A 26,210-nucleotide genomic window follows, 5' to 3' on the forward strand; every position below is an offset into this window, starting at 1 on the left:
TATTTATAGGGATCTTTGAGCGCAGCTCAAAGTCTCTCCTTTTTATATGGAAAATTTCACACAACTTTACTAAAAGTACGTATGGCTGTTTTCAAACGGCCGTCGCATTGATTCAATGCTTGTTCTGCCTCCGCTGCACTCAGACCGGTTTTTATCATCATAATCGCTAATTTGCAATTCATGGAAGCGCTTTCCAAATGAGCAATAGCGCACTCTTCATCTACTCCTGTTGCTGCCCTAATGATACGAACAGAACGATCATACAATTTGTTATTGCTTGCCTTCATGTCTACCATGAGGTTGTTATACGTCTTTCCTAGCTTCACCATCGTACAGGTCGTCAGCATGTTAAGAACCAGCTTCTGTGCTGTCCCCGCTTTCAATCGGGTAGATCCCATAATCGCTTCCGGCCCAACCACTGGAGCAATACACACATCACAGACAGGCTCTAATTTCGAATTTTTGTTATTCACTACGCCGATCGTTGCTGCACCAATTTCCTTTGCTTTATTCAAACTGGCAATGACGAATTGTGCGCTTCCGCTGGCCGTAATTCCGATAACAGCATCCTTGTCAGTCACACCGCACCGTTCGATAAGTGCGATCCCCTCCTCCGCGTTGTCTTCAAATCCCTCAACTGCCGTTCTTAGTGCCCCATCGCCACCAGCGATATGACCTTGCACCAGCACGGGGTCAATTCCAAAAGTAGGAGGACATTCAGAAGCGTCGAGTACACCGAGTCTGCCAGAAGATCCAGCCCCTACGTAGAACATTCTGCCACCGTTTTTAAGAACATGATGCAAAATATCAACCGCTTTCATAATTTGCGGTATTTCTGCTCCCACAGCAGCGGGAACCTCAGCATCCTGCTCATTCATCAAACGCAGCATTTGTTCCGTTGTACATTCATCCATAACCAGCGTTTTCTCGTTAATCTCTTCCGTAGTCAACCCCGACAGATACTCATCCATAGCCATCCTCCTAACCTGTTTGATTCAATTTCTAATTTCATACTAGCGAAAAATTTCATGATGGTCAATAGTTTTTGAAATTTTATTTCTTTTTATAATATACATTTGAATTTTTATTTTATATTACAACAAAAAAAAGACAACGGCTTTATTTGGCTAAAGCGTTGTCCTTGTCTTTTACTTACGATGCTTGCTGCTGGCAATAATATCGTGCGTTTTAGCTAAATATTTCTTCACTTTCTTGTATTCCGCACTGGCTACACCAGCAAAAAGAATATCAATTACCGTCAGCATGGCAATGCGCGATCCCATCGCACCGCTTCTAATGGTTACCTCTGGTGTAGAGATGCTCAAGACGATAGTCGCCTTATCTGCTAACTCGCTTTTATTATATTTGGTAATGGCAATAATGCATGCGCCATTCCTTTTAGCTATTTCTAGTGCATCGAGAATTTCCGTCGTACTTCCCGAATTCGAAATAAAGATAGCCACATCACTTTTGTCTAGCAGAGTAGCTGCCGTAAGCTGGCTGTGTCCGTCCGTATAGGTATGGCACATCTTGTTGATCCGTGAAAATTTCTGCTCCGCATCGATACCGACCAGACCAGAAGCACCAATTCCGAAAAAGGCAATACGGTTGCTTTCACGCAGAACTTTTACAGCACGGGCTATTTCATTTTTGTCGATGACACTGAGGGTGTCTTCAATAGATTTACTATTATTGCGGGAAATATTAGAGATAATGACGGATAGATCGTCCCCTGGTTGTATATCGGTGTACTGGTCTTTCTCATCCTCATCCATAGATCCAATTGAAGCTGAGATACTTACAATAAAATTCCGGTAACCTTTATACCCCATCGTTTTACAGAAACGAAGAACGGATGCATCACTGGTTTTCGTCAGCCCAGCAAGGCTCTTAATAGAAAGATGCGGGATTTCCTCTAAATTCTCCAAAACGTACTCGGCTACCAACTTCTCTACAGGAGTTAGGCTGTCTTTCATATCACGAATCTTTATCAAAATATTATCATTAATTGACATATATTTTCTCTGTTCACCCTATTTTCTTTGAGCTAAAATTTTAATTTCATCATACGAATAAATGCTCAAAAAAACAAGATTAATATGAGAAATTGTAAACAATTTTGAATATTAAGTTAAGAAATTTATTTTCAAAACAAAACTATCAATATAAAATAAAATTCCAATTTATATTGCAGCGTTTCTGGATGCGATGCTATAATAGCAGCGAGATTGAGCTGAATAGGAAGGGTGAATACAGGGATGAATAAAAAATTGAAAATAGCGATTATTGGATCAGGAAGCACCTACACCCCAGAACTCATTGAAGGAATGATTAAGCGTAAAGACGTATTACCAATAGATGAACTAGTGCTTATGGATATTGATGCAAGAAAGCTGGATATTGTGGGCAAACTCTGTGAACGCATGATACAGGCAGCGAATGTTCCTTGTCGAGTGATCTTAACCGAAAACTTGGATGAAGCGCTGCAAAATGCGGATTTTGTCTTGTCACAAATTCGTGTGGGCAAGCTGCCTGCCCGCGTACTCGACGAGACCATTCCTCTCAAATACGATTTAATCGGGCAAGAAACTTGCGGAATCGGTGGATTTTTCAAAGCCATGCGCACGATTCCCGTTATGCTTCATATTGCCGGCCGTATGAAAGAACTGTGTCCGGATGCTTGGCTCATCAATTTCTCTAATCCAGCCGGCATCATTACAGAAGCATTGCTTAACCATTCCAACGTGAAAATGCTTGGTCTTTGCAATGTTCCATTCAACATGTTCAAGAGCATTCGTGAAACCTTGCAGTTAGACTATGCTAGCTTTACCTATGTTGGACTTAACCATTTAAGCTGGATTACGACAATTGAACAGGATGGTAAAGATTATGTGAAAACGGCACTTGATATGGGGCTTAACAGTGAAGCGATGAAAAATATTCCTTCAAGTGGATTCAGTAAAGAGGTCATTCAGATGGCGGGAGCTATTCCTTCTTCTTATATGGAGTATTATTACTTCAAAGAGAAGAAGTTGAAATTGCTGAAAGAAAGTGAAATGACACGCGGCGAGAAATGTATGCAGATCGAAGAGGAGCTGCTCAACATCTACTTGGATTCCGAGCTGCATTCAAAACCAGAACTGCTTTCTACTCGCGGCGGTGCCAACTATTCGGAAGTAGCCATTAGTTTAGTCGATGCCATCTATAACGATAAACAAGAGGTTCATGTGGTCAATCTGCTTAATAACGGAGCATTAGATTTCATGGAGGACTCCGATGCCGTTGAAGTTTGTGCCGTAATTGGTAAAGATGGCGCCATACCGATCCATGTAAAAGACTTCAACAATCAACATATCATCGATTATATGCGTATGGTTAAAGCCTATGAGCGTGAAACGGTAGCTGCTGCTGTGAACGGTAGTGAAGATGCCGCCATGCGCGCCCTATTAATGAATCCATTGGTTGGTGACTATGATGCCGCGCATAACTGCTTCAATGAGTTGAAGGAAGCACACAAGGCCTATCTCCCGCAGTTTTTCGCTAATGAGAAGTAGTCATGATTGATAAAAACTACATTATCGGCGTCGACGGCGGAAATAGTAAAACGGACTACTTTCTATTTGATATCCAGGGGAACTTTGTAGACCATATATACACAGGCACATGCAGTCACGAGCAGTTCCCTGACTCGTATATGAGCAGTTTTCGAATCATGAATGAAAATATTCAGCATCTGCTGACGCGCAATCAGTTAACCATGGATCATATTGCAGCAGGTGCTTTCGGATTAGCTGGTGCGGACATTCCATCCCAGAAGGAAAATTTATGTACAGTCATTGAGCGTATCGGTTTTACTCACTATGCCATGGACAACGACTCCTTCCTGGGTGTTAAAGCTGGCAGTGAAAAGGGCTTCGGCATTTGCTCCATTAATGGATCAGGCTCTTCAACGGGGGGCATTTCTCCAAGTGGAAAGCACCTTCAAGTAGGCGGGGTTGGCAGTGAGCTATCTGGTGATGAGGCTGGGGGGTTCTTTCTAGCCAGAAAAGTACTTCGGTCTGTCTATGACTTCTTCTACCGTATGGGGCCGGAAACCGAGATGACGGACCCCGTCATGAAGTTGCTGCAAATACCCAGTAAAGAATTGTTCATTGAATACACCTTGAACGCCATACAAAAGCGAACAAGTCCCACCACCAAGCTGGTGCAAATCTTGTTCTTCGCGGCAGATAACGGGGATTCCATAGCTCTGAATATTCTAGATAACACAGCCAAACAACTGGCCTTCTCCACGGTTGGCTGTATGCACAATCTGGATTTTGATCAGGAAGTCGATATCATTCTGGCAGGCTCTGTTTGGGTCAAAGCAGAAAGTCCTCTGCTGCTCCAAAACTTCAAAAATCATATGGCAAACTTGACCAATCACAGCTGCAATTACATCCTTCTGCAAGTCCCACCCGCAACTGGCGCAGTCCTATGGGCACTGGAGCTTGCGTATGGTCATCCGGTGAATTTAGATACTCGGCTGAAAGTGATTGAGGCCGTGGAACAACACGTTATTTCATCGTGTAAAAGAGTCTCTCAATAGAATCTAGAATAGGCTGAGGGAACGACGTAGCGCTATTTGGATGAAAACACCCGAAATCACGAGGAGGAGGAACGAGGAGGCGTTATATCGTGTTTTTTTGCCTCCTGCACGTTCCAATTGCTCAAATAGAGTCTTCTCGTTCCTCTAATTTGATTTTATACACAGAATTCCCGAAATAAAGGCTCTACGTTCCGCCCTTCATCCCTCATAAAGCCTCCAACAAACGTTGTCGCTCATTCGAACCCATCGCTAAGTGAATAAGGTGAGCCACCAATTTTTTCTGTTCTGGATTTAATCGGGCAAACACTCTTGGCTCTAGTTGACACATTTCCCTGATGACAGATTCCAGCTCTTCTTTTCTGGTAGTGTCCTCAGGTTCGTCATTAAAAGTTGGAAATGCCTTGGATTCCGCAAAGTCTTCAATCACATGATCTGCCAATAATCCTAAATAGGGCTTCCTTTTTTGCTTAATAAACGCGTTGATTTCTTCAAGTAAAAATTGAAATACCTCGCTTCTTCGGCTTGCCCCGAAAGATAATTCCAATTGTCCACCGTTGTCTTCACTATCAAAATCGAAATGATCAAATCCCTTACTTTGAATATAAACACTATGATAGAATGAATCACCTTTATTATTAAAAGTTGTCGGCTGCTTATGCTTCTCCGCTAACGTCGAATCGATAAAGTAAATTTTGGAATATTCATGATTGATTCTATCTTTCCAACGAACATATTTGATTTGAAACGCCGTTTGTGTATGCTCATGAACGATTGTAAAACATTCTCTTTCGGCTATCACACATGAGTAGTCTAAGGATTCGCCATCTATTCGGACATCGAAATGTTTCTCAGAATGAAGCTCCAAGAACCACCCAAATTCCTTACATAAAAAAGTCAACAAATCCTCATAGACAAAGTCTTTTATAATATTATGAAAAGTTACCATCGTCCCTGCATCTTCGTCTGTTAGGATGTTATTCGTAACCTCATAAGTATCCAAATTTTTAGAATGAATACGAATGGTATACGTATTTTTAAGAAGGCCGTCTACATAGGTCGTTTTCCATGTTGCATCGGAAGCAAAATGGTGGAAGGTTAATCGACCGATCCCATTCTTTCCATGCATGGCAGAAGTCGTTCTGCCTCGCTTTTCGGGATCAACTTGCTTCTCTGATTCAAAAAATGGCGTAAACTTCCGTTCCAATTCTTTCCTATTTATGCCATACCCGTTATCCGCAATGACAATTTGATCTATGCCGCCCAAAACATTCTTAGAAAGCTTAATATCTACAACAGTAGCCTGTGCATCGAATCCATTCCAAATATATTCAGAAATGGCTTGCAAATAATCAAACTTACGAAGAGTTTTTTCGATACCTTTTGAGGATATTTCTATTTTGCTTTTGCCCAAAACGATCAACCCCTTCAATGAGTAATCACGCCAATAACCACAAATCTATCATATTCCAAATCTATCATTCCGTATGTCGATTCATGCTTGCTTGATGCATATCTTTTCCGACAAAAAATCCTTCGATACTTTGTATCGGGGCGGCTTTTTGCTTTTGCCTATGAATAAAGGAGAGGGAAGACGTGTCAAGATTTGACCTAAAATATGAAGAATGGTTACAATCGAATATTGTGCATGAGACAAATCACAGAAGACTTGAGTTGCTTGAAAAGGGCTTAGGTCATGGCACCATGGAATTTTTGCGATCCATTTGGTTCCCAATGTTCAACAATTTCGATCACCTTTATCCCGAATGGGAGGTGCGTGATTTTAACAATGGATACCGTTATGTGGATCTTGCATATTTACCTGGAGGCGTGAAGGGTGGCATTGAAATTCAGGGCTACGGTTCTCACGCCAGGGATCTTGATGTAAAACGATTTAAAGATTTATGTTGGCGGCATTGTTTATTGGCGCTTGATGGCAGCGATGCCAGCAGCTGGCACTTTCCTTCATCGGAAAATTCATCTCAACAAATGTGCAGCCCGAATTAAATTTTCTCGAAGCGGAAACAGTACGATTTGCTCGGCGCTTGTTTCGTCCATTCACACCCATAGTGTTGGCTGACCATCTGCGAATTACCGACCGTCATGCCCGGCGGATTCTGCACAATTTGGTTGAAATGGAAATCTTATTTGTAACGAGCGGAAAAATGAGGTACCGCATGTATTGCTTACGGACTCAGTAGACGTTAATTGGATAAAATGGAGCACGTAAAAATTCTAACGGACTCTGTTGCTGCTATTCATTGAAACAGACAGAAAATTGATGTTTATTTGTCTAATAACGATTATGGAGTCCGTTAGATTAGAGGAAAGCTCAAATAACCGATAATAACGGCGATGAGGTCCGTTAAGGGGCAACCAGCAGGGAACTTTCCTTCAACCTGCAGCTATCACTTTTCTGACAATAGTGTTAGCTATTAATCCCAAAACATATAAATTCCTATCTGTAAAAAAAACGACACCCCTAAGGTGTCGTTAGTAATTACTTCTTAATTTCCTCTAGCGGAGAATGATGTCCATAAAACGTTTTTTCTCTTATAACCGGGGCTGTCCATTTTACAGCATTAGCGATCACGCGCTGAACATCTTTGTTGTGATAGGTAGGATAAGTCTCATGTCCTGGACGGAAATAGAAAATTCGGCCTTGACCCCGACGGTACGTGCAGCCGCTGCGGAACACCTCGCCCCCCTCAAACCAACTGACGAAGATTAATTCATCGGGTACGGGAATATCAAAATGCTCTCCGTACATCTCCTCCTCCGCCAAATCGATAAAGGGCCCAATTCCTTCTACAATTGGATGCGATGGATCAACAACCCATAGCCGCTCTTTCTCATCCGCTTCTCTCCAAAGCAGATTGCAGGATGTCCCCATTAGCTTGCGGAACATCTTGGAATGATGCCCTGAATGCAGGACGACCAACCCCATCCCTTTATGTACACGGTCACAAATGCGATCGACGACATCATCCTGAAAGCCCTTGTGATCGACGTGACCCCAATAAATTAGAACATCGGTAGCATCCAGCTTTTCTTGGGTTAGTCCGTGCTCAGGCTCATTAAAGGTTGCAAAGCTAATATCAACGCCATCCTGCCTAATACCATCAGCAATGGCTCCATGCATCCCTTTGGGATAGATACGGGCCACCTCTTGTTTTCTTTGCTCTTGCAGAAATTCATTCCATATCGTTACTTTAATCATACAACTCGCTCCTTTTTTTACAATGAATGCAGTTATATGAATCTCGTTACTCCGTCTTTACCTGAATCTATGATCGCTTGCAGCACTTGTTGATTACGGTATCCGTCTATGATTGTAGGGAGTAATGGAGAGTTAGCCTGTTCCAAATAATCCACAAAATCCTGCAGCATGGGCTTCATCGTTTTCTCGTCCAAATGTATTACTTTTTCAGTAAGCTCCAGCTTTTCGCCTTCTCTAACCGTCAAATGAACTTCATTCGGTTGTTCGACTGAAATCCTGACAGTGCCTAGATCGCCAAATAACGTAACATGAAATTGATTTTTTGTTCCAATTGCATTTTTATGGGTATAAAACGTACCCATTACCCCGCCTTCAAGTACACATTGGAATCCGGTAAAGTCATCCACGTCTACTTCAACCAGTTGATTCGTCCGCGGATCTCTTCGGTGATCGATAAACGTGCTCATCATACCCGCCACTTGCGTAAATTCTCCTACAAAAAAGCGTGCCGCATCCACCATATGAGAGCCTATGTCTGCTAATATACCTGACCCTGCCATCTCTTTGTTAAATCGCCAGGTGTATTCCTTGTTAAACATCGGCGCGTTTTCCTCTTGCAAGTAGTGAGCGGCAATATGCCGAATACGCCCTAAAACCCCTTGTTCTACAAGCTGTTTCACGTATTGAAAGCAAGGTCTGTAGCGGTAGGAAAATCCAATCATGCAGGGTATAGGATTTTTTTCATACAAGCCAAATAATTCATCCGCCTCTTCCATCGTTCGCGTGAAAGGCTTTTCTGAAAATATCGGTTTGCCGCATGCTATCGCATATTTTAAGATGTCATAATGGAATTTATTCGAGACACCGGAGATGATAAAGTCAACATCGGTATCCGCAATAATCGCTTTAAAGTCGCTATATCTCTTCTCCGCCGATAAGTTCAATCGATCACCGACTTCTTCAACGGCCTTCGCATTCACATCACAAATGGCCGTAACTCTAGTATTCGCAATTTTCGAAAGATGGATCATATGATAATCACCAATACCTCCAAGGCCAATAATGCCTACGTTCCATTCTTTATTGATCATCCTGCTACCCTCCCGAAATGGTCTCTTCAACGACTTACCCAATCGTCAAACAAGAATTTCTTTCCACAATCTTGCTTTCTATAATCAAATTTTCCGAGAAATTCCCTTGCAGAACATCTAATTGATGCATTAACAATCGGACAGATTGAGCCCCTAATTCCGAAGGCTGCAAATCCATGCTCGTCAATGACGGGTTCGATTGAACCATCATCGAGAGATCTCCACATATGACAAATAAAGATACATCTTCAGGTACCTTGAGATTCAGATCCTTGAGTGCATTAAGGACACTGAATGCCGTGCGGTCGTCATCTGCAATAATCGCGGTTACCTTTTTCTTTTGTTTACCAAGAATATCAATCGTCTCAGCATAGCCATAGTCCATGTATTCACTAGTATTTAGGGCAGGCTTATGATGAATCATGTGCTCTTCTACATCAAGCCGATGATCATTCATCGCCTTGATAAAGCCAGCTTTTCTATCGATGGACACGGTCATAAGCTCATTTGCATTTAAAAACATAATGTCTTTATGACCCTTATCGATCAAATACTTACATATGCTGTCAATTATCTTGAAATTGTCGTTATCCACGCTGAATGGTTTATGAATATTGGTATTCATGACTCTACCGACAGTAACAAAAGGGATTTGTTCACCATGCATGAGGGTGATACGATCATCATCGGTCGTTGGGCTCATCACAACAGCACCATCAATCGGATAACTCGACAGAAATGGTGTTTTCACCTTTTGCAAAGGAATCATATCCAGCAGAACCCTGTATCCATATAAGGAAGCTTCCAAAATAACACCATTGATAAACTGCGTATGAAATGCGCTAAAAAAGAAGTTACCATGCGGGATTGTCAACCCGATCGCCATGGTTTTCTTCGTTGCCAAGCTTCGCGCAATATGATTAGGCACATAATTTAATTGTCTAGATACCGACATGACTCTCTCTCTCACTTCGTCGCTTGTAGGTCTTTTTTGGCTAAAAACATTCGACACAGTCCCTTTTGAGACTTTCGCTAATTTTGCTACTTCATCAATTTTAGCCATAAATGATTAAACATCCCTTCAGAAACCATCCAGTTATCCTAATTCTTCATTTAGTTTTTCCACTAAGTCGATTAATTCCAGCGGATGGTTGATCGTATAGTCGGGTATTTCACTTTCGTCTGCGTGCAATTTTGGGTATCTGGGCGTCCAACTCAAGAAGATACTCGTAATCCCCATAGCATTGGCTCCTTTAACATCGCGGCTCAGGTTGTTGCCAACCATGACAATACGGGAGCAATCCTGCTCGCTGAGATCCAATGCACCAATCGCGGCTTTAAACATACGGGGACTTGGCTTAGAAGCTTTAATGGTCTCTGAATAAATCATCGTTGTAAAATAATCATACAACCCATTTTGCGTTAAAATATTTTTGAACGATTGCGCCCTACCGTCGGCTACGATGGCTAGTATATACCCACGTTCGGCTAGCGTCTTAACCATTATATCAGCACCTGGAATCACATTGGCCCTAATAACAATATCATGCTCATCTCTAATTTCGGTTCCCTCATCAATGATGGTATCTCCGCAATCCAGAAAAACAATAAGCTTCTTAGCATTAGGATCAATTGTTGTCGTATCACTCATGAGTTACACCTCTTAAGTTTAATTGACTCGCATAGTGGCATGCAGCAAAATGATTTTCGCCAACGGCCTGCAGCTCCGGTTCTTGCTGTATGCATTTATCGGTCTTATACGTACACCTTGGATGGAAATGACATCCGCTTGGAGGATTAGCTGGATTAGGAACTTCTCCTTCGAGAATAATTCGATCCTTCTTATAATTCGGATCTGGCTCAGGTACAGCCGATAATAGCGCCTCCGTGTAGGGATGCTTCGGATAATCAAATAACGAATCCACCGGCGCCAGTTCTACAATTTTCCCCAGGTGCATTACCGCTACTCTGTCGGAGATGTTTTGAACGATGGATAAATCATGAGAGATGAAAATATAAGTGATCTGCAGCTGCTCTTGCAGGTCCTTCAGCAGATTAATAATTTGGGCTTTAATTGACACGTCCAGCGCCGACACTGCTTCATCACAAACGATTAATCTCGGTTGAGAAATAAGTGATCTCGCAATAGCGATACGTTGTCTTTGCCCACCTGAAAAGGCATGAGGATACCGTTTGAGATAACTGACATTTAATCCGGTCTTCTCTGCGATTTGGGTAATTTTATCATTCAATTGTGACTTCGTCAGCTTAAAGTTAGCGAGCAGCGGCTCAGCTATAATATCGTATACGCTCATTCTCGGACTCAGTGATGAATAGGGATCCTGAAAAATCATCTGAATATCTTTTCTATATTTCTTGAATTCTTTGCCTCGCAGCCCTAAAAAATCAACTTGCTCTTCACCTTCAGGTCGATACATCACTTGCCCTGAAGTGGCATCCATCCCTCTGACAATACATCGTCCTAACGTCGTTTTTCCACAGCCGGATTCGCCGACAATGCTTAGGGTCTCCCCTTCCAACAGCTCAAAAGAGACGTTGTTCAATACACGAATGGATGAAGGCTTGCTAAACAGCTTATTCTTCGATTTTACTAGAAAATCCTTATTTAGATTATTTACTTTCAGTATAGGTTTAGACATCCTTATTCTCCTTCGCCCTCATCCTTATAAAGAAAACATCTAACCATATGGCTATCGGATATGCGAGTTTTCGGCACGACCTGTTTATTGCAGACACCATCAATCCTATCCTTACACCGTTCGTAAAATCCGCACATTGGAGGCATATTGAATGCCATCGGAACAGTTCCTTCAATCGATTCCAAACGTGTATGTCTATTTCCGCCTAATCTTGGCATTGATTTGAGCAAACCCTTGGTATATGGGTGTTTAGGATTATTGAAAATTTCTTCTACTGTCGATTGCTCAACAATTTTCCCCAAATACATGACGGCCACTTCGTCGCACATTTCTGCTATGATCCCAAGATCATGCGTTACCAGCAGAATGGCCATTCCAAATTCCTGTTGGAGTCCCTTCATAAGCTCTAACACTTGTGCTTGAATGGTTACATCCAGCGCAGTCGTCGGCTCATCGGCAATTAACAATTCTGGATTGCAGGACAAGGCCATGGAGATCATCGCGCGCTGGCGCATGCCGCCGGAAAACTCATGCGGAAATTGGTCAAACCGCTTCTCTTGATCGGAAATCCCAACTTTACTAAGCATTTCTAGCGCTATCTTCTTGGCCTCTTTTTTATTTTTGGTGCGGTGGATCAATATGGATTCCATGATCTGATTCCCGATCGTATACATCGGTGAAAATGCCGTCATGGGTTCTTGAAATATCATGGCAATTTTGCGACCGCGAATCGATCGAATCTGTTTACCTCGCGAATCTAGAGATAACAAGTCCAAATCGTTTAGCGCTTTCTCAGAGGTGGAGTGATAAACAATCTTACCTGAGGTTTCACATTCTTTGGGATTAATACTGATAATAGCTCGACTGGTCAGGCTTTTTCCGCAGCCAGATTCACCTACAAGGCCCAATGTTTTTCCTTTTTTTATTTCAAAATCAACGCCATCTACCGCTTTCATTTCCCCATTATCCATTTGAATTCGAATTTTGAGGTCTTGCACGGAAAGCAGGGGTTGTTCGGAATGTGAAACAGAAGCTTGAGATGTCATAATATCTCCTCGCCTTACACTAATATGGATTATTTCTTGTAGGGATCAGCAGCATCGCGCAATCCGTCGCCTAGAAAGTTAAAGGTTAATACGGTAACGATGACAAATCCTAAGGGGATTAGCTTCCATGGATACAACGCGACATTCTCGATCTGTTGAGCTTCCTGAAGCAGCACTCCCCAGCTGGTTGCAGGAGAGCGAATACCGAGTCCAAGAAAACTCATGGCCGTCTCACCGAGAATCATACCGGGAATAGCTAACGTTGTTGCCACAACCAAGTAGCTGATAAAGCCTGGCAACAGATGTTTAATAATGATTTTAGCATCGCTAACGCCGGCTATTTTGGCTGCTAACACATATTCTTCATTTTTCAATGAAATAAATTTGCCTCTTGCTACCCTAGCCAGCTCCGTCCAACCGATAAAGGCGAAGATAATAACGATATAGATGTACATCGTTACTACGGGGACACGCGGTGGTATAGCTGCCGAAAGTGCCATCCAAAGTGGAAGCGTCGGGAAGGAACGAATAATTTCAATGAAGCGCTGAATGACCGAATCGATCCATCCTCCGAAATACCCCGATACACCCCCAATAAACAAACCTAGGACAAAGCTGATCGTTACACCAATGAGCGGAATACTTAATGAAATCTGACTTCCCATCACAATACGTGATAATAAGTCTCTGCCCATCCCGTCCGTACCGAAAATAAATACACGACCAGGCTGATCCACACCAAATAGATGTCTATTCGTTGGAATCAAGCCAAGAAACTTATAGCTTTCACCCTTGACGAAAAAGTGGATCGAATGGCGAACCTTCTCATCCGGAACAAACACTTTACGAAGTGTAACCGGGTCTCTGGCCGACTTTAGGTCATAAACAAACGGTCTAAATTGAAATTTACCATCAGCATCAATGAAGCTCACTTTTGCTGGAGGCGCATTCACATATTTACTGTCGTAGCTCTCCAATCCGTAAGGCGCTATAAACTGAGCAAAGAGGGCGGCTATGTAAAAACAGGCTAGAATCACTAAGCTGATACGGGCTAATTTATGCTTCTTTAACCTGTGATACATAAGACGCCATTGTGAGCTGTAAAAGACATCGCTGTTTTTCTTCGGCTTGATCGCGTTTATTTTCTGTTTCCCTGCTATCGGAATTGTTTTCATAGGTTACGTACCTCTGAACTCTGTGCGAATTTTTGGATCGAGCCATGCCAATAAAATATCCGAAATCAATGTCCCTATAACCGTTAACACAGCCATAAACAATAACCAGGTACCTGCCAAATACATATCCTGGGCTAATAAAGCGTTATACATAACGGGGCCTTGAATGGGTAAATTCAATACGATCGCCGTAATTGTCGAACCTGTGAAAATGGAGGTTAGTGACCATCCAATGGTACTAACAATCGGATTCATAGCAGCACGCGTCGGATATTTAAGCAATATTTTCGTTTCCGATAAGCCCTTTGATCTTGCGGTCACCACATTCGGCTTATTCAATTCGTCCAGCATTTGGCCTCTCATAACTCGAATCAGCTCTGCCGTGTTTGCTAAACCAATCACAATAACAGGGATAATCATATGCTTCAGCAAATCAAGAACCTTGTCCATCGACCATCCTGCATTGACGAATTCACCAGAAAATAACCCTAGTAGGGGATCGCCAAAATATACATAAGAGAGGTACATTAAAATAATAGCCATCAAGAAATGAGGGGTAGCCATGCCAAGAAAGCCTATTGCTGAAAAAATATAATCACCTATCGAATATTGTCTTACCGCACAGTAAATACCGATTGGGATCGCTACCGCATAGGTAAAGGCCATCGTTACCAGAGAAACGATGATCGTTAACCCCATATATTGCGATATGACGGTCATAACTGGTTTGTTATAACTGAAGGAATACCCGAAGTCGAAATTAAAAACAATATTTTTCATCCACGCTAGGTATTGCATAAACCATGGTTGATCCAATCGTAAGCTTGCTCTCATTTCATCCATATCTTGTTGCGTCATGACATCGCCTGCCACAGACATCTTAGCCGCATAAGTCGATACATAGTCACCTGGCGGCAGTTGAATGATGTAAAAGACGATCATTGATATAAAAATAACGACGGGGATTACCAAAATGATTCTTCTTATCATATATTGGAGCATCTCATCCAATCCTCTCCGCTCAATTCGAAGATGCTAAAGGCAAAGGCAATAAGGGGGAAGTTAAGTTCCCCCTTATTGGTTACAGGTTTTACTTAGGGTTTGATATAAAATTGCGAAGGATGACCATGCCCTAAGCTGCGGAATTCATCCGAGAAAACCAAATCTTTCGGTATGTTACCCATTTTATTTGAAGCGACAACCAGCGTTGGAGTTGGACCGGCATAACCAATAATCCACTGATTCTTTTGATGAAGCTTAATAATCTCATTTCCCCATTTATTGATTTCCTCTTTACTTGTAGATGATTTCACTTTATTCCAGTAGTCCAGAATTAAGGCTACATCACCTTCTGGTTTGACGCCTTCTTTGCCATTGGATGAAGTAAACAATCCGTAATGTCCGAACCAAGGGGTCAGCACTCTCAGAGGAACAAGCGTATCAGGCCGGAAAGCTACATTGACTAATGAAATATTTTCAGTGCTCGCTGGGATCTTATTCGAGTACTTGAGTTCTTGCTGAGTTCCTGCATCTACAACCTTAACGTCCATCTTAATGCCGACTGCTTGATAATACTTTTTAACTAACTCTAGAAAAGTTGCCGAGTTCGTGCTGCCTTCAATAACCGTTATCGTTAAATCCGAGCCGTCTGTATTCAAACGGAAATTATTTTTATCCCGTTTAGTCAAACCTAACTCATCCAATAATTGATTGGCACGATTCACATCGAATTTGCTCCACTGGTCCGACCAGCCTTTTTGGAAACCGACTAAGCCCTCCGGAACCGATGCTTGCACAGGAGCACCTAAACCATTCGTAACGATCTCGGAAATTTCTTTACGATCAACGGCAACAGACAGTGCTTCTCTAAATTTAATATCCTGAAACAACTTGCGCAGGTTAGGGTCTGTCGTGGTCTGATTGAGTTGAATGCCAGCACTTGACCAAGTTGGCGATGTCCAAGGCATCACCCGGAACCCTGCTTTCTTCTCATTTTCTTTCAATACGGTGAAATCTTTAAAATCAAAGGTAAGAAGATTATAATCTCCCGCTAGTGAACCAAGAACTCTTTGAGCAGGGTCTTGAACTTTAGTAGCGACAATGCGGTCCATATAGGGTAGTTGGTTGCCTGCGCTATCCACTTTCCAATAGTATGGATTGCGTTCCATAATAAATTGATCACTATTCGGATCGTTCTTAGCGACCCAAGCTCTTAAAGTCGGGATTTGTGGGTTAACCCAATAATAATAGCCCGTTGCTACCAAGAAAGATTTTACATCTTCAAAGCCCCATTTTTTAGCAATCTCAAGTGCTTTATCTTGGCCTACAAATTCTGGCAGTATCGTTTTTTGGAAATGTGCCGGTGCAAAGAACCATTTGTTGTCTATCGCAACGCGCTCCAGGAACAGTACGCTTGGATACTTATGTACAACCTTAAAGCTATAATCATCTATTTTCGTAACTTTAGCTAAAGCTTTTTCCCCTGTCACGGGATCGACGGAGTAATAAGCATCATATATTTTTTTGCCAAAGGTTTCTTTGGTGAGCATGTGTTCCCAATAGAACAGGACATCATCGGCTGTGAATGGCATGCCGTCCGACCACTTCATGCCCTTCCTTAAATAAATGGTGAATTCGGTTGAATCTTTATTCACGTCAAAACCTTTGGCCACGTTAGGTTCAACAGCGCTTCCATCCTTGTTAAAACGGAAAAGCGCTTCCTCCGTAGGTTGACCGACCGTCCAACGATCATTAGGTCCGGTCCAAGGCAGCTTCCAATCGCCGCCGTATTTACCAATCTCATCGGTTACTTTTTCAACCATGATATCTTCCTTAACCGGCATACGCTCAGCCACAGGCTTCAGTGAACCTGCACCGACTAGCTTCGTTAGCATTGGGGCTTCTTTGTAGCCGTCTGCCTTCACTGGAGCTGATGCAACAGGCGCCTTAGTTGCCTGAACGGCTGAACTTGGCTTTGGATCACCGTTACTTTCACATGCTGCAATAACAACAGCAAAGATCAGAATCATGCCTACAAAAAACAAACTGTTCTTTTTCAAACCTATCCCCTCCATGATTAATCTGGTACTTCAATCTTCTTCATCAAGCTCTGAAAATTGTTTCCCTTCACCTCCTAGGTCGATCATGCATTAAACCGGTTTAATACAGATAATGAGCAGTACGTAGGTCGTAAACATATTAAGTATATATGGAGTTAAACCGGTTTAATGGAATTTACAAAAAAATAATTGTAAGCGGCTTAATACTTATAAATAAAGAGGGCATAGTCCACCTCATTAAACCGGTTTAATACAGGAGCGGCAATCGTGTAAGCGCTTTATCTTTTGTAATATCGTACATCGAATTTAAGTCTATTGCAACACTTTTTTTGGAAGAAATTAGGGTGTAATAAAAGGCAGGCTGTGATGTAACCGGAGTCAATAAAAAGAGCCCTGAGGGTACTAATCCCACAGAGATTCGGCCGACGCTCAAATTAAAGCTATGCAACCTTTGCTGGATTTTCAAGATCATTTCCTGTTCAATTGTATCTAGGCTGGTGAATGTCCATGCGTATCCGGTAAAATAACGGTGAACTCATCTCCACCCATACGGGTAATAATAACAGAATCGTAGAAAACTTCTTTCAATATATTCGCCGTATCCATTAAGGCCAAGTCCCCCATATGATGACCATAGGGTCTTTACCTCATCCCCTATCCCAGCAAAAAAACGCCAAGCCCTTCAACTTCGAAGGCTTAGCGCTTTAAGTAGTCTTTTTCATTCCCGTTTTGGTTCTCTTCATTTCGAGGAGTATCATTTCTTCAGCAATGGTTTATTAGGCAAATAGTGCAAAGTACGGATGTTGCGTATTGTTTTGGTTTTTGCTCGCATGACAATGGAATGTGTTTCAGCCCGCTGATCTGATAAATATCGGACACCTTCTAAGAACTCGCCAGGTGTTACTCCTGTTGCAGCGAAAATAACATCTTCGGTCCCAACCATATCATCCATCGTCAAGATTTTATTAGGATCCTCAATACCCATTTCAATGCAACGGTCGTATTCGCTGCTGTCCGCAGGCATCAAGCGACCTTGCAGCTCTCCACCTAGACATTTTAACGCTGCTGCAGCGAGCACGCCTTCTGGGGCCCCACCCGAACCAACATAAAGATCGATCCCCGCTTCAGGAAAAGCCGGAGCCATCGCGCCAGCAACGTCACCATCCGAAAGAAATTTAATCCTCACTCCAACTTTTCGCAAAGTTTGAATAAGCGATTCGTGACGCTCTCGGTCTAGAATCATAACCGTAAGATCAGAAACTTGCTTATTCAGCACCTCCGCAGCTTTCGCGAGTGTTATTTCCATAGGATCATCTAGGCTTAGTATACCAACTAATGCCGGGCCAACAGCTAACTTTTCCATATACATATCAGGCGCATGAAGCAAATTCCCTTTTCCTGCTACAGCAATAACCGAAAGCGCGTTATTCAAGCCTTTGGCCACAATATCGGTTCCTTCGAGGGGATCAACTGCTATGTCTACCTCCGGCCCGTTCATACTTCCAACTTGTTCACCTATATAGAGCATGGGGGCCTCATCCATTTCACCTTCTCCGATAACGACAGTCCCCCGAATCGATACAGAATCGAACATAGCGCGCATGGCTGAAGTTGCAGCACCATCCGCACTATTTTTATCTCCTCTACCCATCCAAGGTGCTGAAGCTAACGCAGCTAACTCTGTTACTCGAACAATTTCCAACGCAAGTTCCCGTTCCATGGTTTCTTCCCCTACCCTTACTAGTTTTTCCCGTATGACAGAAGGACATTCTAACCTTTAAATTTATTTATGCTACTATTTCTCTGCCTATGGTAAACCTTATCGCGAGTTCCTTTCTACTATTATTTCTATGCTTTCAAAATAAACAAATTCCGGGCGCTGGCGGTGAAATTATCTATTTTCGCAGCTTATTCCATCGTTAGAAAGAGAAGCAGGCTTTCGTTCAAATGGTGACATCGTCCATTATTCGACTACATAGGTACTATAAAGTACCTATGTACCTTGAAAGTCCCTATAGTACTTAAAAGTACGTACTTATCAAAAACGTCTTAATGGTTTTATAATAGCAATTGTGACGCGAAAGTAAAACTTACTGCCGCTCAAAATACATGTAATTAGGAGGCAAAACATGCACCAGTCCCTATCACAATCTGCATCACAACATAAAGTGAAGCAAAATACAGGCACATGGGCGCTTCTTGCCCTTGCCATTAGCGCCTTTGGAATCGGAACAACGGAGTTTGTTCCAGTAGGCCTGCTCGCGTCCATCGCGAATGACTTAAACATTGGCATTACGCTAGCTGGCCTTCTTATTTCTGGTTATGCGATTGGCGTCGCGGTTGGAGCCCCGATCCTCACCGCGCTTACTAATCGGATGAGCCGGAAATCCTTGCTCATGTCGTTGATGGTTGTTTTCATCATCGGTAACGCTGTTGCTGCACTTTCACCATCATTTGAAATTTTGCTTATTGCACGTTTCATCACCGCATTTTCTCATGGTGTCTTTTTCTCCATTGGAGCGACCATTGCTGTTCAGTTAGTATCGCCAGAGAAAAAAGGTAGTGCTATTGCTCTCATGTTCACTGGTCTTACCATCGCCATTGTTACCGGTGTTCCATTGGGGACATTTATCGGGCAAGCCTTCGGCTGGAGAGCAACTTTCTGGGGCGTTGCCTTACTAGGTGTAATTGCGTTCATTTCCAGTACCGCACTCATCCCTAAAAATCTCAAGCAATCTCCACCTGCTAAATTTTCAGATATGATCCGTCTGCTCACCAATGGCCGTTTGGTCCTGGGCTTTCTTATTACGGCCTTCGGTTATGGAGGAACATTTGTTGCTTTCACTTATTTAACTCCGCTCCTACACGATGTGACTGGCATAAGTTCAGGCCTGATTAACATTATCTTGATCGTTTATGGAGTAGCTGTTGCATTCGGTAACTCTGTTGGCGGCAAATTAGCCAATAAGAACCCTTTACGCGCATTATTTTGGATGTTTATTGTTCAAGCAGCCGTTCTCATTCTTTTAACATTCCTTGCTCCTTTTAAAGTGGCTGGCGTGATTGGTGTTATCTTAATGGGCATGCTTGCTTTCATGAATGTACCTGGTCTTCAATTATATGTCGTGGGGCTTGCTGAAAAGTATGTACCTTCAGCGGTCGATGTTGCATCAGCGATCAATATTGCGGCGTTCAACGTCGGTATTGCTATCGGCTCGATCGTCGGCGGGGTTGTTATCGACTCCATGGGACTTGTCCATACCCCCTGGGTAGGTGCTTTAATGGTTCTTGTTGCCATCTTACTCACAGGCCTTTCTGCAAAGCTAGAACAGAAAGGAATAAATTAATCATTTGGAGGATAATCAAATGAAACACTTACAAGATACAATTCAATTAAACCATGGTAAAGCTTTTCCTTGGCTAGGTCTAGGCGTCTTCCAGGTAGAGGATGGCGATACCGTCATTTCAGCGGTTGAAGAAGCCATTGTCGTTGGCTACCGTCATATTGATACGGCAGCTATTTATCAAAACGAAGAGGGCGTTGGAGAAGGTATTCGACGTGGCTTGAAACGCACTGGCCTTCAACGTGAAGACTTGTTTATCACCTCGAAATTATGGAATGCAGACCAAGGCTACGATAGCGCTATAGCAGCTTATGAGAAAAGCTTAAAGAATCTAGGTATAGAATCCCTTGATTTATACCTGATACACTGGCCTGTTCAAAATAAATATCTAGAAAGCTGGAGAGCGCTCGAGTTTCTGTATCAGGAAAGGTGTGTCGGGGCTATTGGCGTTAGCAACTTTAACATCCACCACCTTGAAAATCTGCTTAAACAAGCAACTGTGAAGCCAGCTATTAATCAAGTAGAGCGTCATCCGCGACTCGTTCAGAAGGAACTTAAAGCTTTTTTAGATAAAAATGGGATTCAAGCTGTCGCTTGGGCACCTCTGATGCAGGGAGAGATCTTGCATGAACCGGTCATCCAAGCCATCGCAGACCGCGTGGGGAAATCAGTTGCCCAAATCGTACTGCGTTGGCAGCTGCAAAGCGGCTGGGCAACGATTCCGAAGTCCATTCAAGCTAAACGCATTCAGTCCAATTCAGAAATCTTTGATTTCTCATTAAATGATACGGATATGGCAGCTATTACTGCCATTGATCAGCATCGCCGAGTGGGTCCTGACCCAGATAATTTTGATTTTTAAGTTTAAAATTAGGTTTAATAAACGAGGCTGTCCCTAAAGTTATTTGGGGACAGCCTCGTTCATAATAATATTTATTACCAAAAAGCATAAAAAAAACCCTCCGGTATCAATCTCTGCTATTTTCGGCGAACCAAGAAAGCCTTTCTCTTAAATGAACGACGTCTCCAACCAGTATGATAGCCGGGTTGGGCATATTTTGTTCCTGTAGTGTTTTCTCCAATTTATTTAACGAGCTAATTAGCGTCCTTTGATCCTCGGTTGTCCCCCAAGAAACAACTGCTACCGGCGTCTCAGGGTTCCTTCCATAATGAATAAGCTGGTTACACAAATAAGAGATATTTCCCATTCCCATGTAAAATGCAATAGTATCAATGCCGGTAGCAAGCGCCTTCCACTTGTCAGGTGACATCGTGTCGTCTTGACACAAATGCCCGGTTACCATGGCAAACGTTGAAGCCACTTTGCGATGTGTAACAGGTATGCCTGCATAAGCGGGCGCAGCGATTCCAGCAGTAATCCCGGGTACGATTTCAAATGCTACTCCGTGCTCAACTAATTTCTCCGCTTCTTCTCCGACACGTCCGAAAACACATGGATCTCCACCTTTTAGACGTGTAACTATCTTACCTTCTAAAGCTTTTAAGGCAATGATTTCATTGATTTGCTCTTGCTGAATCGAGTGATGGTTCGGCTGCTTCCCACAATAAATGAACTCAGCATCCTTACGGGCCATATTTAATAATTCAGGATTGGCAAGGCGGTCATACACGATCACATCAGAAGATTGAATACATTTTAAACCTTTGACAGTAATTAATTCGGGATCTCCCGGCCCAGCTCCAACAAAAAATACTTTGCCTTTATTATTTTCCATCTATTTGTCACCTCAATAACAAAAGTTATTATTCCATATCCTTCTGGAAGCCTCTTTGATCGTATCTAAACCAATGCGTTCCACCCACTGCGTAGTCCGTTCGTTGTATTTCCCTGTTTCGCGATAGTATTGCAATGTAATATTAGCAATTGCTCAATGCAGTTGACTCCAGGCATTTCATTTCCTACTAAAACAATTTTTTTCTTCATCGTGATTCACACTCCCAGTCCAGAAATAACGTGACATCAAATGTTACTTAATTGCTAAAATAAACAATTTTTCGATCAATCCAAATGATTTAAGTCATATTATCTGACATACGAATATTTATTACTAATGTACATCAAGACTTCGTATTTATCAACAATAATTTGTAATTCCCTCCGTGCAAATTACAAGAATGCGTATATTAATCGAACTATTTATTAATGTTTCCATTCGATCGTTCGGTTTATATTCCATTTTCATAGACGTTTCAAGTAATTATCCGAATGATCACGTTATATTTAATCACATGCATTTAATGATATATTTCCCAAATAAAAGAGGTTGTCCCCTCAGTCTTTGAAGACTAATGGGAACAACCTCTTTATTGCATACCCAGGCATGGATCAAATACATCCTTATGAGGCGAAACCCACGCGAGGCGCGCCAGGTGTTGACTCATAGCAGGTTGTGTCATAATCCGCCTTTTGACTGCTTCCGATACAGAACTATGTTTACCTCGTGAGTTGCGAAACGCAACCAAACCTAATCAGTTTAGCCTTTGCTGAACTGATTTACGAGCGAATATTGCCCAGGTGCCTTAGCAATCCATCATGATCCCGCACCTTTAACGCTATACAGCTGTTTGAAATCAGAAGGTGTCATGCCTGTATGCTTTTTAAACAGTTCACTGAAATGGGGCCTATCTTCGTATCCGAGTGATTGGGCAATTTCTTGAACTTGTTTTCCTTGGGCCAGCATAATCTTGGCCTGCTCCATCCGCTCTGTTGTCACAAACTGCACAACGGTCATACCCGTTACCTTCTTGAACAAATTGGCAAAATAACTGCCGCTCAAATAAACCAACTTGGCATAATCATTAACAGTCATATTAGAGGCCACATTTTGACGTATGTGCGCAATAACTTGTTCCACGACTTGATTCGCATCTTCCACATGACGTTTCTGAATCAACTCACAACCCATCCTGCACAGTTCCTTGATGTTTCCTTGGAGCTCCTTGAGCTTATAAGATGAAAGATTTTTGATGTACAAAAAATGACGTTCGATCTGGTTCATTTCTTCATGCGTCAGTTTCTCCGAGAAAACACGATTGATCAGAAAAGCGAGCTCATCACAGAACCCCTTAACCACCTCTGGAGCTGGAGGCACGGACGTAGTAATTGTTTCCTCGAATAGCTCGTCTACAATGGCATATACTTTTAGCAAGTTTCCAGACCTCAGGCAATAGAAAAGCTCTTTTTCCTTTTCTGGGGAGTATCGCGGCGCTGTCTGGTGGACCGGGCTCATCGTTCGATAACTGTACACGGTATTGCCGCCCGTATAAAAACTATAAGAAAGCGCAGCAAGCGCTTGAGCATAAGAGTACGATATTTGATGTATCGCCTGTACTTCTTCGCCGAGACCTATGGATACGGTATATCTGGAATATTTTTCAACATTTTCACGATACTGCTCCGAAATAGCTTCTGCACTTAGGGAATCCAGTGGATTGAATATAGCTACAAACCGGTTCGTGTTATCACGGAACACAAATCCTTTGGTGAACCGTCTTAGGCTTTCTTCCAAAATATTTTGTACGGTAAACCGAATAAGCTCAACCTCATGCACAGGCAGAGTCTCTATTTGTTCAGCGAACTGATCGATTTCCGTCAGCATAACAACAAAGCGCTCCCGCTCCAGTCCAATGTTTAAGAAGTCCCAACGTCTAGCCGCTTGTTCGGGGGTCGTTCGGAATTGCAGCAGAAGTTGAAAATATTCCTGTCTTAAATACGGCAAGCTTTCCCGCAGTTTTCTTTCCATCTCATGAAATCGTTGAGTTTCCCCCATTTCCTCTTCAATCGACTTTTTCGCCTTTAAGACCACTTCAATAATTTTTTGCGGCGTAAACGGTTTGACAATGTAATCGAACGCACCCAGCTGAACAGCCTGTTGAGCATACTGAAAATCTGTATACCCGCTTAAAAAAACAATTTTCGTGCGGGGAAACTTTTCCAATACTTGCTTCGTCATCTCCAAGCCGTCTATTTTCGGCATCCGAATATCGGTCAGAACGATATGGGGCTCCGTTTCGTGAATGAGCTCGATACCTTTCTCACCATTGCTCGCTGTGCCAACAATTCGGATGCCATGAGTCTCCCAATTAATTTGGTTCGAGATCCCTTGTACCACAGTCTTGATATCATCAATTACGCACATCCTAAGTTCTGTCGTCATCGTTATATCCCTCACCTGCTAGTGGTATTGTTAGTGTGACCGAGGTAGATACATGAGGTTCGCTGCTCAAGTCGATATCAGCTTCACTTCCGTAATGCAGCTGCAATCGTCCATAAACGTTACGGAGGGCATAGCTTTTTTTCAATGGATGTTCCGTCTTCATGTCCGCCATGACGGGTTGGACGTCCATGCCTGAACCGTTATCCTCAACCCGAAGCAGCAGACTTGTATCGAAACGTGTGATAGAGATTCGAATTATTCCCATTCCCTCCATTTCTTGAAAACCGTGGAGAATGGAGTTTTCCACCAAGGGCTGCAATATGATTTTCAATATTGGTTCCTCAAGCAGCGAATCATCCTCAAGCTCAACCGTGTAATCGAACAGACCCTCGTAGCATTTTTGCTGAAGATTTAAATACTGCCTGACGTGTTCGATTTCCTTAGCTAATGTTGTCATTTCATTCCCACCGTTGAGACCTAGCTGGAACAGTTGTGAAAGTGAGCTGATCATCTCCGTAACATCTTGGTTCTGAGACGCTTCCGACTTCCAGATAATTGTGTTTAATGTGTTATATAAAAAATGCGGATCAATTTGAGCCTGCAGCGCTTTGACCTCCATTTTACGCTTCTCAAACTCGGCTTCCTTGACATCCTCGATGAGCGAAGAGATTTCTTCCAGCATTCGATTAAACTTAAGTCCAACCTGGGTAACTTCATCCTCGTATTTGCTGGTAAATCGTACATCCAGATTATTTTGCTCAACCCTCTTCATCAGTCCCTGCAGTTTATGCAAAGGCTTCAGTAATAAGCTCGAAATAACATTGGACAGCACGAGCGCCAATGTGGCGCAGATCAACATGATCCATAGTGTGGTCGTTTTGATACGGTTCACCTGACGCAGCAAATCGGATTGCATTTGCACGCTGACAAGCGTCCAGTTGTCCGCCAGCGTTAGCCGCGAATAATTGACCAAATAAGGACTTCCGCCCATGTTATATTTGAAAAAGCCTCGCTGCTGCCTCTGCAAGAGCTTCATGAACTCCGGGTCCCGCTGGAATGAAGAGAAGCGTGATCCAAGCGGAAGCACGGCTTCACCGCTGCCGGTTACAAGAAAATAATGGTCTGCAGGAACGAGCAGGTCGTCGGTGATGGCACTCAGAATCGCATCTTCCTTTACATTGACAACGACATAAGCGTCATGGACATTCAAATCCGTGATCGGCTTCATGATCAGGGAGATGACCCGCTGATTCCCCAAAAATAGGGGATCCTCATGATCTTCCACCCAGATGACGCGATCGGTGCTATCCAAATAACGTGAAAACAGCGTATCCTTGAAGTTAGTTTGACTGTTACGATGATCGGTTGTCGCATAAAGATCTCCTGCAGGTGTATAAATCAAAACTGATTGGATGGAAGGTTCGATCAGCTTCATTTGCCCAAGAGGGATTTGCATCGAAGACAACCTTGTGTAGTAGGATCCCGAAGAATGCGAGTACACGTCCTCCATAGCCGACTTGAACGCATCGCTAAGCATCATAGTCGAGGTCGTCACAATGATGTGACGCAGCTTCTCATCCAGCACGCGCGCGGATTTATTGAGCGTATTCTGGCTGGAAATGAAAGCCTCTTTTTCTGTCGATCGAAAGGCAATCCAATAAGACATCAGGCCGGTTAGCGCGATGGAAAGGACGGTCAGCATCAGAAACGAGATCCATAACCGGCGGCGCAGCGAAAGCCGGTAATACCATTTTTTCAAGGGTGCCCCCTCCTTTCTAAAGAAGAGAAGAGACGCGCCGCTTTCAGCAGCACGCCCCTCCCCGTATGCGAATCCTCTTCAAATTCGACTGCC

At 42.9% G+C, this 26,210-nt stretch carries 21 protein-coding genes and 1 pseudogene; 5 read left to right on the plus strand and 17 right to left on the minus strand.

The window, feature by feature from the left end; translation table 11 throughout:
* Positions 1-56 precede the first annotated feature (56 nt).
* Both murQ and ASG93_RS32655 read right to left on the minus strand, forming a co-directional pair.
* Complete coding sequence (gene murQ, locus ASG93_RS32650) at positions 57-971, minus strand: N-acetylmuramic acid 6-phosphate etherase (protein WP_056839183.1); 915 nt, start codon at positions 969-971, stop codon at positions 57-59.
* 177 nt (positions 972-1,148) lie between these two features.
* Positions 1,149-2,015 (minus strand): MurR/RpiR family transcriptional regulator, encoded by an 867-nt coding sequence (locus tag ASG93_RS32655; protein WP_056839186.1) that lies wholly within the window; start codon positions 2,013-2,015, stop codon positions 1,149-1,151.
* Positions 2,016-2,258: 243 nt separating this feature from the next.
* On the opposite strand from ASG93_RS32655, the gene ASG93_RS32660 reads away from it, so the two are divergent.
* Together ASG93_RS32660 and ASG93_RS32665 are read left to right on the plus strand one after the other, a co-directional pair.
* A complete protein-coding gene (locus ASG93_RS32660) occupies positions 2,259-3,554 on the plus strand; it encodes a 6-phospho-beta-glucosidase (RefSeq protein WP_056839190.1) in 1,296 nt (431 codons plus the stop codon).
* Positions 3,555-3,556: 2 nt separating this feature from the next.
* Positions 3,557-4,588, plus strand: a complete 1,032-nt coding sequence (locus ASG93_RS32665; protein WP_056839192.1) for a BadF/BadG/BcrA/BcrD ATPase family protein — start codon at positions 3,557-3,559, stop codon at positions 4,586-4,588.
* A 205-nt stretch (positions 4,589-4,793) separates the two neighbouring features.
* Here the strand turns inward: ASG93_RS32665 and ASG93_RS32670 are convergent, their stop codons facing one another.
* Positions 4,794-5,999, minus strand: coding sequence for an ATP-binding protein (locus ASG93_RS32670; protein ID WP_056839194.1), 1,206 nt, complete (start codon positions 5,997-5,999; stop codon positions 4,794-4,796).
* 182 nt (positions 6,000-6,181) lie between these two features.
* On the opposite strand from ASG93_RS32670, the pseudogene ASG93_RS32675 reads away from it, so the two are divergent.
* Positions 6,182-6,786, plus strand: a pseudogene (locus tag ASG93_RS32675) (transcriptional regulator).
* Positions 6,787-7,085: 299 nt separating this feature from the next.
* On the opposite strand, the gene ASG93_RS32680 reads toward ASG93_RS32675, so the two are convergent.
* The 11 genes from ASG93_RS32680 to glpX all read right to left on the minus strand — a co-directional run bounded on the left by ASG93_RS32680 (position 7,086) and on the right by glpX (position 18,556).
* Positions 7,086-7,805 carry a ThuA domain-containing protein gene (locus ASG93_RS32680; RefSeq protein WP_056839197.1) on the minus strand — a complete coding sequence of 240 codons (720 nt, stop codon included), beginning with the start codon at positions 7,803-7,805 and terminating at the stop codon, positions 7,086-7,088.
* A gap of 32 nt (positions 7,806-7,837) precedes the next feature.
* Positions 7,838-8,896, minus strand: a complete 1,059-nt coding sequence (locus ASG93_RS32685) for a Gfo/Idh/MocA family protein (protein WP_056839199.1) — start codon at positions 8,894-8,896, stop codon at positions 7,838-7,840.
* Positions 8,897-8,930: 34 nt separating this feature from the next.
* On the minus strand, positions 8,931-9,959 hold the full coding sequence (locus tag ASG93_RS32690) for a LacI family DNA-binding transcriptional regulator (RefSeq protein ID WP_056839201.1): 1,029 nt from the start codon (positions 9,957-9,959) through the stop codon (positions 8,931-8,933).
* Positions 9,960-9,992: 33 nt separating this feature from the next.
* Positions 9,993-10,547 carry an HAD family hydrolase gene (locus tag ASG93_RS32695; RefSeq protein WP_056839203.1) on the minus strand — a complete coding sequence of 185 codons (555 nt, stop codon included), beginning with the start codon at positions 10,545-10,547 and terminating at the stop codon, positions 9,993-9,995.
* A complete protein-coding gene (locus tag ASG93_RS32700; protein WP_056839205.1) occupies positions 10,540-11,556 on the minus strand; it encodes an ABC transporter ATP-binding protein in 1,017 nt (338 codons plus the stop codon). Before ASG93_RS32700 ends, ASG93_RS32695 begins: the two co-directional genes overlap by 8 nt.
* A 2-nt stretch (positions 11,557-11,558) precedes the next feature.
* Positions 11,559-12,602: an ABC transporter ATP-binding protein gene (locus tag ASG93_RS32705; protein WP_056839207.1), complete on the minus strand. Its 1,044-nt coding sequence runs from the start codon at positions 12,600-12,602 to the stop codon at positions 11,559-11,561.
* A 29-nt stretch (positions 12,603-12,631) separates the two neighbouring features.
* The gene (locus ASG93_RS32710) at positions 12,632-13,777 is read right to left on the minus strand and encodes an ABC transporter permease (RefSeq protein ID WP_056839209.1); all 1,146 of its coding nucleotides are present in this window, start codon (positions 13,775-13,777) and stop codon (positions 12,632-12,634) included.
* A 3-nt stretch (positions 13,778-13,780) separates the two neighbouring features.
* Complete coding sequence (locus ASG93_RS32715; RefSeq protein WP_235551043.1) at positions 13,781-14,767, minus strand: ABC transporter permease; 987 nt, start codon at positions 14,765-14,767, stop codon at positions 13,781-13,783.
* A gap of 104 nt (positions 14,768-14,871) precedes the next feature.
* Entirely contained in the window at positions 14,872-16,836 is a 1,965-nt protein-coding gene (locus ASG93_RS32720; protein WP_235551044.1) for an ABC transporter substrate-binding protein, read from the minus strand.
* A 489-nt stretch (positions 16,837-17,325) separates the two neighbouring features.
* Positions 17,326-17,460, minus strand: coding sequence for a diguanylate cyclase domain-containing protein (locus tag ASG93_RS34680; protein WP_082615234.1), 135 nt, complete (start codon positions 17,458-17,460; stop codon positions 17,326-17,328).
* Between the two features lie 130 nt (positions 17,461-17,590).
* Positions 17,591-18,556 carry a class II fructose-bisphosphatase gene (glpX, locus tag ASG93_RS32725; RefSeq protein ID WP_056839216.1) on the minus strand — a complete coding sequence of 322 codons (966 nt, stop codon included), beginning with the start codon at positions 18,554-18,556 and terminating at the stop codon, positions 17,591-17,593.
* A gap of 409 nt (positions 18,557-18,965) precedes the next feature.
* Here glpX and ASG93_RS32730 point away from each other — a divergent pair, with 409 nt between their 5' ends.
* Both ASG93_RS32730 and ASG93_RS32735 read left to right on the plus strand, forming a co-directional pair.
* On the plus strand, positions 18,966-20,183 hold the full coding sequence (locus ASG93_RS32730) for an MFS transporter (protein WP_056839218.1): 1,218 nt from the start codon (positions 18,966-18,968) through the stop codon (positions 20,181-20,183).
* Between the two features lie 19 nt (positions 20,184-20,202).
* Positions 20,203-21,042 (plus strand): aldo/keto reductase, encoded by an 840-nt coding sequence (locus ASG93_RS32735; protein WP_056839220.1) that lies wholly within the window; start codon positions 20,203-20,205, stop codon positions 21,040-21,042.
* A 106-nt stretch (positions 21,043-21,148) separates the two neighbouring features.
* Here the strand turns inward: ASG93_RS32735 and cobA are convergent, their stop codons facing one another.
* The 3 genes from cobA to ASG93_RS32750 form a co-directional block, all read right to left on the minus strand.
* On the minus strand, positions 21,149-21,916 hold the full coding sequence (cobA, locus tag ASG93_RS32740) for a uroporphyrinogen-III C-methyltransferase (RefSeq protein ID WP_056839223.1): 768 nt from the start codon (positions 21,914-21,916) through the stop codon (positions 21,149-21,151).
* A gap of 816 nt (positions 21,917-22,732) precedes the next feature.
* Positions 22,733-24,358 carry a response regulator gene (locus ASG93_RS32745; protein WP_056839226.1) on the minus strand — a complete coding sequence of 542 codons (1,626 nt, stop codon included), beginning with the start codon at positions 24,356-24,358 and terminating at the stop codon, positions 22,733-22,735.
* A complete protein-coding gene (locus ASG93_RS32750) occupies positions 24,342-26,117 on the minus strand; it encodes a sensor histidine kinase (RefSeq protein WP_056839229.1) in 1,776 nt (591 codons plus the stop codon). Before ASG93_RS32750 ends, ASG93_RS32745 begins: the two co-directional genes overlap by 17 nt.
* Between the last annotated feature and the right edge of the window lie 93 nt (positions 26,118-26,210).

Source organism: Paenibacillus sp. Soil787 (genome assembly GCF_001429545.1).
Classification (GTDB): Bacteria; Bacillota; Bacilli; order Paenibacillales; family NBRC-103111; genus Paenibacillus_E.

Coding starts and splice junctions, on each gene's coding strand:
- murQ (WP_056839183.1), bottom strand. CDS start 971: ATGGATGAGTATCTGTCGGGGTTGACTACGGAAGAGATTAACGAGAAA.
- ASG93_RS32655 (WP_056839186.1), bottom strand. CDS start 2,015: ATGTCAATTAATGATAATATTTTGATAAAGATTCGTGATATGAAAGAC.
- ASG93_RS32660 (WP_056839190.1), top strand. CDS start 2,259: ATGAATAAAAAATTGAAAATAGCGATTATTGGATCAGGAAGCACCTAC.
- ASG93_RS32665 (WP_056839192.1), top strand. CDS start 3,557: ATGATTGATAAAAACTACATTATCGGCGTCGACGGCGGAAATAGTAAA.
- ASG93_RS32680 (WP_056839197.1), bottom strand. CDS start 7,805: ATGATTAAAGTAACGATATGGAATGAATTTCTGCAAGAGCAAAGAAAA.
- ASG93_RS32685 (WP_056839199.1), bottom strand. CDS start 8,896: ATGATCAATAAAGAATGGAACGTAGGCATTATTGGCCTTGGAGGTATT.
- ASG93_RS32690 (WP_056839201.1), bottom strand. CDS start 9,959: ATGGCTAAAATTGATGAAGTAGCAAAATTAGCGAAAGTCTCAAAAGGG.
- ASG93_RS32695 (WP_056839203.1), bottom strand. CDS start 10,547: ATGAGTGATACGACAACAATTGATCCTAATGCTAAGAAGCTTATTGTT.
- ASG93_RS32700 (WP_056839205.1), bottom strand. CDS start 11,556: ATGTCTAAACCTATACTGAAAGTAAATAATCTAAATAAGGATTTTCTA.
- ASG93_RS32705 (WP_056839207.1), bottom strand. CDS start 12,602: ATGACATCTCAAGCTTCTGTTTCACATTCCGAACAACCCCTGCTTTCC.
- ASG93_RS32710 (WP_056839209.1), bottom strand. CDS start 13,777: ATGAAAACAATTCCGATAGCAGGGAAACAGAAAATAAACGCGATCAAG.
- ASG93_RS32715 (WP_235551043.1), bottom strand. CDS start 14,767: ATGATAAGAAGAATCATTTTGGTAATCCCCGTCGTTATTTTTATATCA.
- ASG93_RS34680 (WP_082615234.1), bottom strand. CDS start 17,460: ATGGGGGACTTGGCCTTAATGGATACGGCGAATATATTGAAAGAAGTT.
- glpX (WP_056839216.1), bottom strand. CDS start 18,556: ATGGAACGGGAACTTGCGTTGGAAATTGTTCGAGTAACAGAGTTAGCT.
- ASG93_RS32730 (WP_056839218.1), top strand. CDS start 18,966: ATGCACCAGTCCCTATCACAATCTGCATCACAACATAAAGTGAAGCAA.
- ASG93_RS32735 (WP_056839220.1), top strand. CDS start 20,203: ATGAAACACTTACAAGATACAATTCAATTAAACCATGGTAAAGCTTTT.
- cobA (WP_056839223.1), bottom strand. CDS start 21,916: ATGGAAAATAATAAAGGCAAAGTATTTTTTGTTGGAGCTGGGCCGGGA.
- ASG93_RS32745 (WP_056839226.1), bottom strand. CDS start 24,358: ATGACGACAGAACTTAGGATGTGCGTAATTGATGATATCAAGACTGTG.